This window comes from Sphingomonas sp., from assembly GCF_036388215.1.
Classification (GTDB): Bacteria; Pseudomonadota; Alphaproteobacteria; order Sphingomonadales; family Sphingomonadaceae; genus Sphingomonas.
This window is the reverse complement of record NZ_DASVSH010000033.1, coordinates 198,396-210,754: the sequence shown is the minus strand read 5'-3', so window position 1 is coordinate 210,754 and position 12,359 is coordinate 198,396. Positions and strand designations below refer to the sequence as shown.

General features: G+C 63.4%; 15 protein-coding genes and 2 tRNA genes. 6 read left to right on the top strand and 11 right to left on the bottom strand.

Annotated features, from left to right (window positions below; genetic code table 11):
- Window positions 1–189: 189 nt before the first annotated feature.
- From VF617_RS15230 to pgsA, 3 genes are read right to left on the bottom strand one after another with little or no spacing between them, the layout of a single operon-like run.
- A complete protein-coding gene (locus VF617_RS15230) occupies window positions 190–627 on the bottom strand; it encodes a molybdenum cofactor biosynthesis protein MoaE (RefSeq protein ID WP_331015755.1) in 438 nt (145 codons plus the stop codon).
- The gene (moaD, locus tag VF617_RS15225) at window positions 624–875 is read right to left on the bottom strand and encodes a molybdopterin converting factor subunit 1 (RefSeq protein WP_331015754.1); all 252 of its coding nucleotides are present in this window, start codon (window positions 873–875) and stop codon (window positions 624–626) included. Before moaD ends, VF617_RS15230 begins: the two co-directional genes overlap by 4 nt.
- A complete protein-coding gene (gene pgsA, locus VF617_RS15220) occupies window positions 875–1,429 on the bottom strand; it encodes a CDP-diacylglycerol--glycerol-3-phosphate 3-phosphatidyltransferase (protein ID WP_331015753.1) in 555 nt (184 codons plus the stop codon). The genes moaD and pgsA overlap by 1 nt, the downstream gene beginning before the upstream one ends.
- A 124-nt stretch (window positions 1,430–1,553) precedes the next feature.
- On the opposite strand from pgsA, the gene VF617_RS15215 reads away from it, so the two are divergent.
- Window positions 1,554–2,849: an MFS transporter gene (locus VF617_RS15215; RefSeq protein ID WP_331015752.1), complete on the top strand. Its 1,296-nt coding sequence runs from the start codon at window positions 1,554–1,556 to the stop codon at window positions 2,847–2,849.
- 3 nt (window positions 2,850–2,852) lie between these two features.
- Here the strand turns inward: VF617_RS15215 and VF617_RS15210 are convergent, their stop codons facing one another.
- From VF617_RS15210 to VF617_RS15195, 4 genes are all read right to left on the bottom strand, one after another.
- The gene (locus VF617_RS15210) at window positions 2,853–3,020 is read right to left on the bottom strand and encodes a hypothetical protein (protein WP_331015751.1); all 168 of its coding nucleotides are present in this window, start codon (window positions 3,018–3,020) and stop codon (window positions 2,853–2,855) included.
- 110 nt (window positions 3,021–3,130) lie between these two features.
- Window positions 3,131–3,379 (bottom strand): GIY-YIG nuclease family protein, encoded by a 249-nt coding sequence (locus VF617_RS15205; protein WP_331015750.1) that lies wholly within the window; start codon window positions 3,377–3,379, stop codon window positions 3,131–3,133.
- 83 nt (window positions 3,380–3,462) lie between these two features.
- A tRNA-Ala gene (locus tag VF617_RS15200) sits at window positions 3,463–3,538 on the bottom strand.
- 74 nt (window positions 3,539–3,612) lie between these two features.
- On the bottom strand, window positions 3,613–3,936 hold the full coding sequence (locus VF617_RS15195; RefSeq protein ID WP_331015749.1) for a TIGR02300 family protein: 324 nt from the start codon (window positions 3,934–3,936) through the stop codon (window positions 3,613–3,615).
- Window positions 3,937–4,037: 101 nt separating this feature from the next.
- Here VF617_RS15195 and aroA point away from each other — a divergent pair, with 101 nt between their 5' ends.
- Both aroA and cmk read left to right on the top strand, forming a co-directional pair.
- On the top strand, window positions 4,038–5,363 hold the full coding sequence (gene aroA / locus VF617_RS15190; protein WP_331015748.1) for a 3-phosphoshikimate 1-carboxyvinyltransferase: 1,326 nt from the start codon (window positions 4,038–4,040) through the stop codon (window positions 5,361–5,363).
- 16 nt (window positions 5,364–5,379) lie between these two features.
- Complete coding sequence (gene cmk / locus VF617_RS15185; RefSeq protein WP_331015983.1) at window positions 5,380–6,012, top strand: (d)CMP kinase; 633 nt, start codon at window positions 5,380–5,382, stop codon at window positions 6,010–6,012.
- Here cmk and VF617_RS15180 read toward each other — a convergent pair.
- Window positions 5,993–6,274 (bottom strand): hypothetical protein, encoded by a 282-nt coding sequence (locus VF617_RS15180; RefSeq protein ID WP_331015747.1) that lies wholly within the window; start codon window positions 6,272–6,274, stop codon window positions 5,993–5,995. The genes cmk and VF617_RS15180 overlap by 20 nt on opposite strands.
- A gap of 332 nt (window positions 6,275–6,606) precedes the next feature.
- Between VF617_RS15180 and rpsA the strand changes: the two genes are divergently transcribed.
- The 3 genes from rpsA (at window position 6,607) to VF617_RS15165 (ending at window position 10,282) form a co-directional block, all read left to right on the top strand.
- Complete coding sequence (gene rpsA / locus VF617_RS15175) at window positions 6,607–8,319, top strand: 30S ribosomal protein S1 (RefSeq protein WP_331015746.1); 1,713 nt, start codon at window positions 6,607–6,609, stop codon at window positions 8,317–8,319.
- A gap of 160 nt (window positions 8,320–8,479) precedes the next feature.
- On the top strand, window positions 8,480–8,758 hold the full coding sequence (ihfB, locus tag VF617_RS15170; protein ID WP_331015745.1) for an integration host factor subunit beta: 279 nt from the start codon (window positions 8,480–8,482) through the stop codon (window positions 8,756–8,758).
- A 1,437-nt stretch (window positions 8,759–10,195) separates the two neighbouring features.
- Window positions 10,196–10,282, top strand: a tRNA-Leu gene (locus VF617_RS15165).
- Between the two features lie 98 nt (window positions 10,283–10,380).
- On the opposite strand, the gene VF617_RS15160 is transcribed toward VF617_RS15165, so the two are convergent.
- The 3 genes from VF617_RS15160 to VF617_RS15150 are packed head-to-tail and all read right to left on the bottom strand — an operon-like array spanning window position 10,381 to window position 12,337.
- Window positions 10,381–10,983, bottom strand: a complete 603-nt coding sequence (locus VF617_RS15160; protein ID WP_331015744.1) for a hemerythrin domain-containing protein — start codon at window positions 10,981–10,983, stop codon at window positions 10,381–10,383.
- Between the two features lie 56 nt (window positions 10,984–11,039).
- The gene (gene proC, locus VF617_RS15155) at window positions 11,040–11,837 is read right to left on the bottom strand and encodes a pyrroline-5-carboxylate reductase (RefSeq protein WP_331015743.1); all 798 of its coding nucleotides are present in this window, start codon (window positions 11,835–11,837) and stop codon (window positions 11,040–11,042) included.
- Window positions 11,834–12,337 (bottom strand): YbjN domain-containing protein, encoded by a 504-nt coding sequence (locus tag VF617_RS15150; protein ID WP_331015742.1) that lies wholly within the window; start codon window positions 12,335–12,337, stop codon window positions 11,834–11,836. Before VF617_RS15150 ends, proC begins: the two co-directional genes overlap by 4 nt.
- Window positions 12,338–12,359: the final 22 nt, after the last annotated feature.

Below are 12,359 nucleotides of genomic sequence, written 5' to 3'. Positions count from 1 at the left end.
CTCCGATTTTGCGAGAGGCTAGGCTTGGTGGAGAGACGGCGAAAGCGATTAAACTTGGTGAGTGAGAATGGCAAAAGCGATCAGCGCCCAAAAATAGGGACAGTCCCCATTTTCCCAAACCGGTCATGCCACACGACTCCTCGTTCGAGGGAAAATGGGGACTGTCCCTATTTTTGCTCCTGCGCCAGCCTAGCCCCAACGCTCGGCGGCCGCCTTGTCGGACTCCCGCGCATCAACCCAGGCCGCATCCCCGCCACGCCGCTCACGCTTCCAGAAGGGCGCGTCGGTCTTGAGGCGATCGATCAGATAGGCGCATGCATCAAGCGCCTCGCGACGATGCCCCGCCGCAGTGCCGATGAATACGATGCGCTCGCCGGGCATCATCGGCCCGACACGGTGGACCATCGTCACTGCGATCAGGTTCCAGCGATTGAGCGCCTCTTCGGCCAGAGCGATCAGCGCAGCTTCGGTCATGCCGGGATAATGTTCGAGGCAGAGTTCGGTGACGCCATCGTCGCCGCGGACCATTCCGGTGAAGCTCGCGACCGCCCCCGCCCCTTTCGCTTCCACCCCGGCCAGTTCGGTCGCCAGGTCGATAGGCCCGGGCTGGACGGAGACGCGGATCATCCGCCGGTCACCGGCGGGAAGATCGCGACTTCCTTCGCATTGCCGAGCAGCGCATCGAGCGGCACGAATTTCTGGTCTATCGCCGCGCGTAGCTTCGCCGGCTCGCGCATCGCCTCGGCATGGCCGGGGCTGCGCTCAGCGAGCCAGCAGATCAGGTCCGCGACGTTTCGCACGGCTTCGGGTGGTTCGACATGCTCGTGCCCCGTCCCGATGCGTTCGCGCACCCAGGCGAAGTACAGGACATCCATCAGCTATCCATGTGCTTCAGGCCGGCGCGCAGATAGTCCCAGCCGGTGATCACCGTCAGGGCAGCCGCGGCCCAGAGAAAGGCGATACCGACCGTCATCACCCATCCCCATTCCGGCATGGCGGGATAGAAGATCAGGAAGCCGAGCGCTCCGAGCTGGAAAGTCGTCTTCCACTTGGCAAGCTTGGAGACCGGCAGCGAAACCTGAAGCCCGCCAAGGAATTCGCGCAGCCCCGAAACCGCGATCTCGCGGACGAGGATGATCAGTGCGGCGATCATATGAATGCCGGGAATCGCGCCCTTGCCGACCAGCACCAGGATCACCGCGGCGATCATGATCTTGTCGGCGATAGGGTCGAGGAACACACCGAGCTTCGACACCGTCCCCTGGGTGCGTGCGACATAGCCGTCGAAATAATCGGTGATGCCCATCAGCGAATAGAGCGTGAAGGCAATGGCATAGCCCAGCGGCCATTCGGGCCACCACAGGAACGCCACCAGCAGCGGAATCGCCAGTATCCGCGACAGCGTCAGGATGTTGGGAAGCGTCCACATGCACTTGCCTTAGCACTGCGCAGGGGGCGGCGGGAGGGGGATTTCCATTGCCCGTCAGCGACAGGCTCGGCTATGCCCGCGGCTTGTTGTGCGGCAATTTCCACCGCTTTGGGGCTTTGAACATATGATCGGTGCGCTCGGTTTGATGAAGGAGCGCCGGTTCCTGCCATTGTTCGTCACCCAGTTTCTCGGAGCGTTCAACGACAATCTGTTCAAGAACGCGATGATCTTTTTCGCGACCTATCAGATCTTCAATTCGGTCGAATCGGAAACCCAGTTCAGCGCGGTCGCGCAGGGGCTTTTCATCCTGCCCTTCTTCCTGTTTTCCGCGCTCGCCGGGCAACTGGCCGACAGCTACGACAAGGCCCGCATCATGCGGATCATCAAGATGGCGGAAGTACTGATCATGCTGATCGGCGCGGCCGGCATATTGATAAAGAGCCTGCCGCTGATGCTCGTCGCACTTGTGGGCATGGGCATCCACTCCAGCTTTTTCGGGCCCATCAAATACGCGATCATCCCGCAGCACATGGCCGATGACGAAGTGCTCGTCGGCACCGGACTGGTCGAAGCGGGCACCTATATCGCGATCCTCTGCGGCACGATCGCGGGCGGACTGATCAGCCCGAGTGCCGCGGCAGTCGGGGTGATCGCGGTGGCGTGCATCGGCTATATCTCGTCGCGCAACATCCCTCCCGCCCCGCCCCTCACCAAGCTGAAGATCGACTGGAACATCTTCCGTTCGTCATACCGGCTCATCGCGGCGACGATGCACATCAGGCGGCTCTATCTGGCGATCATCGCGATCAGCGTGTTCTGGACGATCGCGGCGGTGCTCGGAGTGCTCTTCCCGCCCCTCGTCAAGAACGTGTTTCACGCGCAAAAAGATGTGGCGAGCGTGTTCCTCGCCATTTTCTCGGTCGGCATCGCGATCGGATCGATAGTCATCAACCGATTGCTGAAGGGCCAGGTCTCCGCCCGCTATTCGATGGTATCCGTGCTCGCGATGGCTGTATTCGTGGTGGAATTCTATCTGGCGGCCGAATTCTGGCCGGTCACCGACGGGCCATTGATCGAGACGGCGCAGTTCGTGTTGATGCCCGCCGGCTGGCACTTGCTCTTCGCGCTGGCGATGATCGCGATCACGGGCGGGATGTTCGTCGTGCCGCTCTATGCGTTTCTCACCACTACCGTGGACAAGTCGCAAACCTCGCGCACGGTCGCGGCGAACAACATCGTCAATTCGTTCTTCATGGTCGGGGGATCGGTCGGCATCCTGGGGATAACTTATATCCCCGGCGTAAGCGTCGCGCATTCGATCTGGGTGGTCGTCGTCCTGTGCCTGATCTCGGCGGTTTGCGCCCGGCGGCTGCACATGGCCGAGCAGGCCCCGCACGGGCCAGATCTGCTGCCCGGCTGAGCTTCAGGCGATGAAGGTGGTAAAGCAGACGAAGAAGGCCGAGAAGCTCAGCGCGAACAGCTTCCAGTCGCTGTCGTCCCGCGCCTTTTGATTGCGGAGCGAGACCCGGCGCGCATAGTTGCGGAAGGGGTGGCGGCGGGCATGGCCCTCAATGACTAATCGGCGTTGCATAGCCAGCAGTTAACAGCTTGTTTACGTAATCCGCCAGCACGATCCTTGGTTAAGCGATGTCCGCTTTTCGGACGGATTTTGCTTGAGATAAAGGGTTAATCCGGGCTGGATTAGCGCAGTCGCTTGGCCGCGAAGGCGCGCCCTGATCCGCTTTTGAGATAGCGTTCGAACGCGGCCGCAACCTGCGGATTTTCGAACCAGTGGGCGGAGACCACGCGCCATGGTTTGAACTTCGCGGTATGCGATGGCTGGCCAGCGTTATGTGCGGCCAGGCGTGAGGACATGTTTTCGGCCAGGCCGGTATAGAATTGGTCCGGATGCTCGATACTTTGGAGAATGTAGACGTAGCGCTTTTTCACTACCGGCCCTCCTTTGCCCTGCGGGCTAGGGCGGGCAGCCTTCGCTAAAATTCCGGCTTGCCAGCCGAAGCTTCAGCGAAGGCTGGTGGAGCCGAGGGGGATCGAACCCCTGACCTCTGCAATGCCATTGCAGCGCTCTCCCAGCTGAGCTACGGCCCCACGTCCTTGGGAGGCGAGGCCATTATAAGGCCCCGTCCGCCTTGGCAAGGGCGACGGCGCGCCCCGCCACTCTTTTAATTTTCGTCTTCGTTGCCGCCGGTCTCGACGCCCAGATCGTCGTCGCCACCCAGATCGACATCGTCGTCTGCCGAGGGCTCTTCGTCGTCGGCGCCGATGTCCAGATCCTCGTCACCCAGATCGCCGTCCGCGACGACGGGCTTGGCGGCTTCGGCCTTGACGGCTTCGAACGGAAGCGGCTGCTTCGACTTTAGGATGGGCTCGGGCTCCCAGGCATAGGAACAAGCGATGCAGGTCACCGGATCGCTCTTCGCCAGATCGTAGAATCGCACGCCGCACTTCGGGCAGGCACGCTTAGTGCCCCATTCCGGCTTCACCATTATGTGGCCTCTTTACCTTTCGAATATCAGGATTTCGGGTATCGACCCGGAAAGTGGGGCGCGCCTTGCCATGGCGCAAGGCGGCTGTCAAAGCCCGCGCCATGTCAGCCTCCCCCGCCCGCCCCCTGAGCATTTCCGCCCGCGGTCCGCTGACGGGAAAGGTGAAGGTGCCGGGAGATAAGTCGATCAGCCACCGCGCGCTGATGTTCGCGGGCCTGGCGGTGGGCGAAAGCCGGATCGAGGGGCTGCTGGAGGGAGAGGACGTCCTCGCCACCGCCGCCGCGATGCGCGCCATGGGGGCGAATGTCGAACGCGGCGCCGATGGCGCTTGGTGCGTCCACGGCGTTGGCGTAGGTGGCCTGCTTCAGCCCGCGCAGGCGCTGGAAATGGGTAATTCGGGCACATCGACGCGGCTGCTGATGGGGTTGGTCGCCAGCCACGGCATCACCGCGACCTTCACTGGCGACGCATCGCTTTCCGGGCGCCCGATGGGGCGTGTGATCGAACCGCTGAGCCGGATGGGCGCTGACATTACCGCCAGCCCCGGAGGGCGGCTGCCGCTGATGGTGCGCGGCATGAACCCCGCGGTGCCGATCGAATATGCGCTGCCGGTCGCATCGGCGCAGGTCAAATCGGCGGTGCTGCTCGCGGGGCTGAACGCGCCAGGGATCACGCGCGTGATCGAGCCCGTGCCGACGCGCGACCATAGCGAGCGGATGCTGCGCGGATTCGGCGCGGAGCTGACCGTGGAGGATTCGCCGGGGGGCAGGATCATCTCGATCACCGGCGAGGTGGAATTGAAACCCCGGCATATCGTCGTGCCGGGCGATCCTTCGTCCGCTGGCTTCTGGATGGTCGCGGCCTCCATCGTGCCGGGGTCGGACGTGACGATCGAGAATGTCTGCATGAACCCCACCCGCACGGGCCTGGTCACGGCGCTGCGCATGATGGGGGCCGACATCGCGGAGCTGAATGCGCGCGAAGTAGGCGGCGAGCCGGTCGCGGACCTGCGCGTCCGCCATGCGCCGCTGAGCGCGATCGAAGTGCCTCCCGAACTCGCCCCGAGCATGATCGACGAATATCCGATCCTCTTCGTCGCCGCAGCCTGCGCCCAGGGCCGCACCATGGCGCGCGGTGCGCACGAATTGCGCGTCAAGGAATCGGATCGGATCGCGGCCATGAAGGCCGCGCTGGAAGCCGTCGGCATCGAGCTGGAGGAATTCGAAGACGGCCTGTCGATCACCGGCTCGGGCGGCGCGCCGCTCGCGGGGGGCGCTCAAGTCGCCTCGAAACTCGACCACCGCATCGCGATGTCCATGGCCGTGGCTGGACTCGCCTCCGCCCAGCCGATCAAAATCGACGACGTGTCTCCCGTCGCCACCAGCTATCCCGATTTCTTTCAGACGCTTGACGCGCTAGCCGAGTAGACCGCACGTGACAGCCATGATCATCGCAGTCGACGGACCGGCCGCTTCGGGCAAGGGAACCATCGCCCGCGCGCTGGCGCGGCACTACCGGCTGCCGCACCTCGACACCGGCCTGCTCTATCGCGCGGTGGCCGCCACCGTGCTGCGTGAGGAAATGAATCCCGAGATCGAGGCAGATGCGGTCTCAGCCTGCAGCTTCGAGGATTATCTGCTCGACGATACATGGCTGCGCACCGACGAGGTGGGCAAGGTGGCGTCGGTCGTCTCGGCGCATCCGCTGGTCCGCCTGGCCTTGCTCTATCGCCAGAAGAAATTCGCGCACCAGCCCGGCGGGGCGGTGCTCGACGGGCGGGACATCGGCACGGTGATTGCCCCGGATGCGAATGTGAAGCTGTTCGTCAAGGCGACGCCGATGATCCGGGCGCAGCGCCGGCATCTGGAACTGCGCAAGCAAGGCGTGTTCACCAGCCTCGACAAGGTGCTGAACGACATCCGCGCACGCGATGAGCGCGATTCGCGCCGCAGCGAGGCGCCGATGACTCAGGCGCCCGACGCGGCGCTGCTCGACACGAGCTTCCTTTCGATCGACGCCGCCGTGCAGCGCGCCGTCGCCTTGGTCGAGGCGGCGGCTAGGGCTGCGGCGGGCTGAGCTCGATTTCGCCCGGCTGGGGATCGGTAAAGCCGCGCAGGATCTGCAGCATGCCTTCGGTGCCGAAGAGCTGGTGCAGCGCGTAGAGGCCGTTCGCCAGGCTGCCCCCGAATTGGAACGAAAAGCGGTTCATCTGGCAATTGGCCATGTTGAGGTCGCCGCCCGAATAATTGAAGACCACGCCCTCGAACTTGCAATCGATGAAGTCGTTGCCGTCGAGCACGACCGTGACGTTCTCGAAAGTCTCGTTGCGATGTTCCATCAGTCTATCCTGTGCCTTGCGTTGCCGGTCGCTTCGCATTCTCCGCCGGCCTTCGCAATAAGGCCCGGCCTTCGCAATAAGGAGAGCGCGCTTGCCACTTTGCCCCTCCCGCGCTAAGGGCGCGCGGTCCGGCGAGCGGTTGCTTGGCGGGGGATGGCGCGGAGAGTCTGTTCTCATGCGCCCTTTTCGCATCCTTAGACGCGTTTAGCTCCTCCTTCAGCGCCCGTCCGCATGGATGCCGCGACCGGCGTTCGGCCGCCGCGGCACATCGGCCAAAAGACCACCGGATTCAACCGGTTGGCCGGAAATGAAGATACAGGAACTCTAACCACATGGCCACTACGGCAAACCCCAGCCGCGACGATTTCGCGGCACTCCTCGAACAAACGCTCGGCGGCGCAGAAAGCTTTGAAGGCCGCGTCGTCGTCGGCACCGTCACCGGAATTGAGAATGATCTCGCCGTAATCGACGTGGGTCTCAAGTCCGAAGGCCGCGTGCCGCTGCGCGAATTCGCCGCGCCGGGCCAGAAGGCCGATCTGAAGGTCGGTGACGAAGTCCAAGTCTATGTCGACCGCGTCGAGAACGCGAACGGCGAAGCGATGCTCAGCCGCGACCGCGCCCGCCGCGAAGCCGCCTGGGACACGCTGGAAACCGAATTCGCCAAGACGGCGCGCGTCGAGGGCGTCATCTTCGGCCGGGTCAAGGGCGGCTTTACCGTCGATCTTTCCGGCGCCGTGGCGTTCCTGCCGGGCAGCCAGGTGGATATCCGCCCTGTCCGCGACGTGACCCCGCTGATGGATATTCCCCAGCCCTTCCAGATCCTCAAGATGGACCGCAAGCGCGGCAACATCGTCGTCTCGCGCCGCGCGGTTCTCGAAGAGACGCGCGCCGAGCAGCGTTCGGGCCTGATCCTGTCGCTGGCCGAGGGCCAGGTGATCGACGGCATCGTCAAGAACATCACCGATTACGGCGCTTTCGTCGATCTGGGCGGCATCGATGGCCTGCTCCACGTCACCGATCTCAGCTACAAACGCGTCAATCACCCGAGCGAAGTGCTCAACATTGGCGATACGGTGAAGGTGCAGATCATCCGCATCAACCGCGACACGCAGCGCATCTCCCTCGGCATGAAGCAGCTCGAGAGCGATCCCTGGGATGGCGCGGCGGAGAAGTATCCGGTCGGCGCAAAGCTTTCGGGCCGCGTCACGAACATCACCGAATATGGCGCGTTCGTCGAGCTGGAAGCCGGCATCGAGGGCCTTGTCCACGTCTCGGAAATGAGCTGGACCAAGAAGAACGTCCACCCCGGCAAGATCGTCAGCACTTCGCAGGAAGTCGATGTGATCGTGCTTGAGGTCGATCCCGAGAAGCGCCGCATCTCGCTTGGCCTCAAGCAGGCGCAGAACAACCCGTGGGAAGCCTTCGCATCGGCCCATCCGGTCGGCTCGGAAGTCGAGGGCGAAGTCAAGAACGCCACCGAATTCGGCCTGTTCATCGGGCTGGACGGCGATGTCGACGGCATGGTGCACATGTCGGATATCGCCTGGGGCATTTCCGGCGAGGACGCGCTCAACCTGCATCGCAAGGGCGAGACCGTGAAGGCCATCGTGCTCGCGATCGAGCCCGACAAGGAGCGCATCAGCCTCGGCATGAAGCAGCTTGAGCGTGGCGGTCCGTCGTCGGCGGCTTCGCCGGTTGCGGGTGACAAGCTCAACAAGAACGCCGTGGTCACCGTCACCGTTCTCGAAGTCCGCGATGCGGGTCTCGAGGTTCAGGCGGGCGACGATGGCGCGACGGGCTTCATCAAGCGCACCGATCTGGGCCGCGACCGCGACGAGCAGCGCCCCGAGCGCTTCCAGGTCGGCCAGAAGTTCGACGCGATGGTGACGGGCTTCGATCGTTCGAAGAAGCCGACCTTCTCGATCAAGGCGATGCAGATCGCCGAAGAGAAGCAGGCGGTCCAGCAATATGGCTCGTCCGATTCGGGCGCGTCGCTGGGCGACATCCTGGGCGAGGCTCTCAAGGCTCGCGACGAGAAGAAGTAAGAAATTGCGGGGGGAGCGGCGGCTGGCCGTTCCCCCCGTTTTCAACCAAAAAAGTTGGGGATTCCCGGCAACTTCGCCTTGATGCAAGTTGAGGATGAGGGCTAGAGCCTGGGGATCGGGTGCGCCACGGCGATGCCGTTCGCGCAAAGGGAGGTGCGGGATGATACGTTCGGAACTCGTTCAACTGCTGGTTCAGGACAATCCGGGCCTCTCCGTCCGTGAAGTCGAGAAGATCGTCGCGATATTCTTCGACGAGATGGTCGAGCGCCTCGCCGCTGGCGGCCGGGTCGAACTCCGCGGCTTCGGCGCTTTCTCCACCCGCGCCCGCGATGGCCGCACCGGCCGCAACCCGCGCACCGGCGAGACGGTCGAAGTCGATGCCAAGCGCGTGCCCTATTTCAAGCCCGGCAAGGAAATGCGCGCCCGCTTGAACGTGTGAGCCGGAGGCGGCCCTGCACAAGCAAAGCTTGCGCAAGGACTCGCCGAACGGCCGGCCGGCAGCGCAAGGCGCTGGCCGACGTCATGTGATTTACTCGCATGAAGGCCCGCTTCCCCGGCGCTTTGCGTGACATTGCAATGTGAGATGAGGCCGGGGTTTCCCCGGCCTTTTCTTTGGTTGTGGGTGGCGGCAAACGACCCAATGTTTGCCGTTCCTGTTCCGCTTCGGTGTTCCTGATACCGGCCATTCGTTCACAACACCGTCCCCACGGCAACCTGCCCTAGGTCTTGCCGTTCAGTGACCAGGCGGTCGGTCTCGGAAGTTGCCCTAGTTTGTTGCTTTCTTGCGAAACAGCCCGCTTCACGCGCCACCCTGCCCCGTTGCTGATCCGGACCGCCCGCGAAGCCCGCCGCGCGCCGAGGCTCCTGCCGTGAAATCCTCCCTCCGCGTCATTGGGACAGCCGAGGGAGAGAACATCGGGGATTGCGTGGATTTGACGTTGACGACCGCCGTGCGCTCTCAGTCAGCGGTAGTCCATACGGGTCGAGCGCCACCCAGAGTCCCACTTCTCAAGCCGATACCGGCGTGGAAACGTGACACGATCGCCCGGCTGCCAATCTGTGTAGTTGCCGCCGCCAGTATGTCTCGGAAAGCAGCCAGAAAGCGGTTCCTTACCGGGGGTAACGGAAACTGTTACGTTGACGACAGCCTCTGCAGTTGCACCATCTCGACGAGTGTCACCGACGGACACGTCGTCGATTGAGAAATGATCTAGACAGGGCAGTTCAACGTTTCCCTGCCCGGCATTGTACCGGTGGACCTGACTTGAAGCCCAATTTCGAGCATCCGCAATTAAGTCATTGGTGGGCAACGCATCTGGCTTTTCGGTCGGCTCCTGGCGATGTTCTTCAGGCGAACGGGTCGTGTTGGTTTCTTGAGACTTATTGCAACCGACGCAACAAAGCGCGCAGGTTAGCACGGTCAGTACAGTTCTCAACATATCCTCCCCATTTCAATTTTCCTCGGAAGGCTGCGAGAACGCTGCTGGCTTGTCAAGCTGACCGTCCCAGGTGTCTACTTTCAGTGTCGTGGATTGGGGCGATGTACTACTCGCATGAATATACGGAACGGCCGCTTCCCCAATTCTTGGCCCAAAAGCAGATTGACGGAAATCCACCCAAAACCCGCCATCTCGAAATCCTTGCAATGTAGGATTTCAGATGCTTGGCTAAGCCGGTCGGCAGTCCTGACCGCTCTTTGAAATCGTTGCTACAAGGAAGCCCATCCAGCGCGAACATTGGGAACATTCGCGGCGCAAACACGCGCATTGGCATGACTTTCGCCTGACCTTCCGCGCAATGCTGCTTGGTGAAACCCAGCTTCGTTCAGCACGAATCATTTGACCTGCCCGCGCGCGTGCGCTTGGCAGGGCGCCATGCGGACGTGGCGGAACCGGTAGACGCCGGAGACTTAAAATCTTCTGCCCTTCGGGGCGTGCGGGTTCGAGTCCCGCCGTCCGCACCAATGCTCCAGAACGCTGTTCTCCTGCGAAAGCAGGAGCCCAAGATCACTAAGCGCAGCGCTTGCCGCTCTGGGCTCCTGCTTTCGCAGGAGCACAAGCCTCACGCGACCTTGAAGCCTTCCTTGTTCATCAGCAGCGTCAGCGCCTTGTTCTTCTCTTCGCTGAGCTGCGCGCGGAGCATGGGGAACAGGCTGTCCTCTTCCTCGCGCATGTGCGTCTCGATGTCGGCGCGGAACTCCTTCAGCTTGGCGAGCCAGTCGGGCGAAGCGTTGGGAATGTTCTCCAGCTCGTAGAGATACTGCTTCACATAGCCATGTTCCTGGTTGAGCGCGTCCGCGGCCTCGCGCTGGCCGGCTTCGCGCAACGCCGGATAGATGACGTTCTCTTCCTCGATCGCATGCTTCATCAGCGCGTGCTTGAGATGCGACAGCAGCATCGAGCGCTTGGTAGTGTTGGTCTCGTCGGTGGCCTCCAGCGCATCGAAGACCTTGCGCGTGGCTGCATGTTCGAGCGCGAGTGCCTCGTCCCAGTTTCCGGCGAGCGCGGTGGGCGCCTGCACCGCAGCCTTGCGGCCCAGCATCGCGAGCAGCCCGAGTGCGGCGCCACCCGCGGCCGCGCTGGCGATCATTCCGAAATTGCCGCTGGAGCGCTTCGATCCGGTGAAGCGGCCGTTCTTGTCACGCGTCGCAGTGGTGGTGTTCATGTCCGCCTCCGTTAAATGGTTCGGGGGCATAACCGTCTGGCGAAGCGGGCGTTCCGCTATTTTCGCGCGTCCGCCGCCATCTCTGCGTTGCGCCGTGCGGAGGCGGCCAGCGTTTCCCGGAGCAGACTGGCCAGGGCGCGCCGCTCGTCCAGCACGTCGAGGCCCTTGCGCGTCGAGCCGCCCGGGCTGGCGACCTTGTCCGCCAGGGCCGCCGGCGATTCGTCCGATCGCGCCGCCAGCAGCGCGGAACCCTCCACGGTGGCGAGCGCCAGCCGCCGGGCCTGATCGGCGGGCAGACCGAGCGCGGCGGCGCCCTCCGCGAGGGCGTCGATGAAGCGATAGACAAAGCCCGGCCCGCTGCCGGCGAGCGCGGTGACTAGGTCGAACTGTTTCTCGTCGGCAATCCACTCGACCAGCCCCAGCGGCTGCATCAAGGCATCCACAGCGGGATTGCGGGGCCCGTGCAGTGCGACGACTCCCTTGCCGAGCGCCACCGGCAGATTGGGCATGGCGCGGACGATCGCATCGGCTTCGAAGCGCTCGTCGAGCGTCGAAATCTCGACACCCGCAAGGATCGAGATCAGCAACGGCACCTCGGCGATTCGGCGGCCATGCGCCGCCGCCACGATATCGAGCTGCTGCGGCTTCATGGCGAGCATTACGGCGTCCGGAAGCGGCCCATCGGGGAACGTCCTTCCCTGCCGCACGCCCGCCGGGAGCGCGCGGTCCTCGCGATTGACGACGAACGCCCGCGCGGGATCGAGCGTGCCCGTCTCGACCCACCGCCCGAGCATCGCCCCGGCCATATTGCCGCATCCGACCAGCCAGATGCTGGCGGGCGGCGACGCGGTCATGCTTCGCCCTGGGTTTCGATCAGGGCGGCGGCGAGGGCGTCGGCGGGAGTCTTGCCGCCCCACAGGACGAATTGAAAGACCGGATAGAAACGTTCGCACTCGTCGATCGCGCTTTCGACAAGCAGCTCGGCCTGGGCGAGGCTCAGCGACGGCTGTTCGCCGTCGATCAATGCGGCGTGGCGGAAAAGCAGGATGCCGCTGGCGGACCATAATTCGAAATGGCCGATCCAGAGCTGCTCGTTGACGAGCCCGATCGTCTCGTAGAGCGCGGCGCGACGCTCGTCGGGCACGCGGATATCGGGGAAAGCGAGGAACTGGAGCACGCCGTCGTCATCGCGCCAGATCGCGCGCAGTTCATATTCGGTCCAGCTGCCCTTTACCTTGGCGACGATCTCTTCGTCCTCGCGCTCGAAGCTCCAGCCATGCGCGGCGAAATAGCTTTCCAGCATGTCGATCGGGGCTGCGTCGTCGCGTTCGAATTCGGCTTCGTCCAACATCATAACCTTCCCCCAGACGAGCTGC

What these genes read in the sequence shown, in the direction of transcription:
- VF617_RS15230 (WP_331015755.1), bottom strand. Translation starts at nt 627, where the DNA reads ATGATCCGCGTCTCCGTCCAGCCCGGGCCTATCGACCTGGCGACCGAA.
- moaD (WP_331015754.1), bottom strand. Translation starts at nt 875, where the DNA reads ATGGATGTCCTGTACTTCGCCTGGGTGCGCGAACGCATCGGGACGGGG.
- pgsA (WP_331015753.1), bottom strand. Translation starts at nt 1,429, where the DNA reads ATGTGGACGCTTCCCAACATCCTGACGCTGTCGCGGATACTGGCGATT.
- VF617_RS15215 (WP_331015752.1), top strand. Translation starts at nt 1,554, where the DNA reads ATGATCGGTGCGCTCGGTTTGATGAAGGAGCGCCGGTTCCTGCCATTG.
- VF617_RS15210 (WP_331015751.1), bottom strand. Translation starts at nt 3,020, where the DNA reads ATGCAACGCCGATTAGTCATTGAGGGCCATGCCCGCCGCCACCCCTTC.
- VF617_RS15195 (WP_331015749.1), bottom strand. Translation starts at nt 3,936, where the DNA reads ATGGTGAAGCCGGAATGGGGCACTAAGCGTGCCTGCCCGAAGTGCGGC.
- aroA (WP_331015748.1), top strand. Translation starts at nt 4,038, where the DNA reads ATGTCAGCCTCCCCCGCCCGCCCCCTGAGCATTTCCGCCCGCGGTCCG.
- cmk (WP_331015983.1), top strand. Translation starts at nt 5,380, where the DNA reads ATGATCATCGCAGTCGACGGACCGGCCGCTTCGGGCAAGGGAACCATC.
- VF617_RS15180 (WP_331015747.1), bottom strand. Translation starts at nt 6,274, where the DNA reads ATGGAACATCGCAACGAGACTTTCGAGAACGTCACGGTCGTGCTCGAC.
- rpsA (WP_331015746.1), top strand. Translation starts at nt 6,607, where the DNA reads ATGGCCACTACGGCAAACCCCAGCCGCGACGATTTCGCGGCACTCCTC.
- ihfB (WP_331015745.1), top strand. Translation starts at nt 8,480, where the DNA reads ATGATACGTTCGGAACTCGTTCAACTGCTGGTTCAGGACAATCCGGGC.
- VF617_RS15160 (WP_331015744.1), bottom strand. Translation starts at nt 10,983, where the DNA reads ATGAACACCACCACTGCGACGCGTGACAAGAACGGCCGCTTCACCGGA.
- proC (WP_331015743.1), bottom strand. Translation starts at nt 11,837, where the DNA reads ATGACCGCGTCGCCGCCCGCCAGCATCTGGCTGGTCGGATGCGGCAAT.
- VF617_RS15150 (WP_331015742.1), bottom strand. Translation starts at nt 12,337, where the DNA reads ATGATGTTGGACGAAGCCGAATTCGAACGCGACGACGCAGCCCCGATC.